Below are 684 nucleotides of genomic sequence, written 5' to 3'. Positions count from 1 at the left end.
AAAAAACGTCCGAGCAGTTGACTAACGAAATCGAACGGTTAGATCAAGTGATTGCGACAGAGCCGATTATTCCCGGCGGTTCACCTAACAAACGCCTACGGCGAAAGTTCAAACATGACCGTCATTTAATCGACAGTGACTACCTACCTAGAAAACGTAAATATGAGTCTAACAATGCAATTTTTGGTGATCGAAATAGTTTTTCTAAGACTGATCCGGATGCAACTTTTATGCGCATGAAAGAAGATGCAATGCAAAATGGTCAGTTGAAGCCAGGTTATAATCTTCAGATCGCGACTCAAAATCAGTTTGCACTATACTACGATATCAACCAACGACCAGCTGATCAAAGAACGCTGATCCCATTTTTACAATCTATGGATTTCCAAACAACACCAATAAAATATATTGTGGCAGATGCGGGCTACGGTAGTGAACAGAATTATAACTACATTGAAAACAAACTGACTGCACAAGCTCTGATCCCTTACGGGATGTTCGAAAAAGAGCAGACTCGATCCTATCGACGTGATGCAAGTAAAATAATGAACTGGAACTATGATCCGATCAAAGATTACTATACTGACGAGCATGGCATCAAATTCCACTTTATTAGAGAAGGTCACCGCAAAGACAAGAGTGGTTTCGTGCGAAACCTTCGAACCTATCGTGCTCTAGATTATG

General features: G+C 40.8%; 1 protein-coding gene. It reads left to right on the top strand.

The window, feature by feature from the left end; all coding sequences use genetic code 11:
* Nucleotides 1–17: 17 nt before the first annotated feature.
* A partial coding sequence (locus FHQ08_RS12630) for a transposase (RefSeq protein ID WP_230914744.1) occupies nucleotides 18–684 on the top strand: 667 nt, incomplete at its 3' end.

Source organism: Agrilactobacillus fermenti (assembly GCF_021030645.1).
In the GTDB taxonomy this organism is placed as follows: Bacteria; Bacillota; Bacilli; order Lactobacillales; family Lactobacillaceae; genus Agrilactobacillus; species Agrilactobacillus fermenti.
Note: the sequence above shows the minus strand (reverse complement) of the source record. Positions and strands in the feature narration are given on the sequence as shown.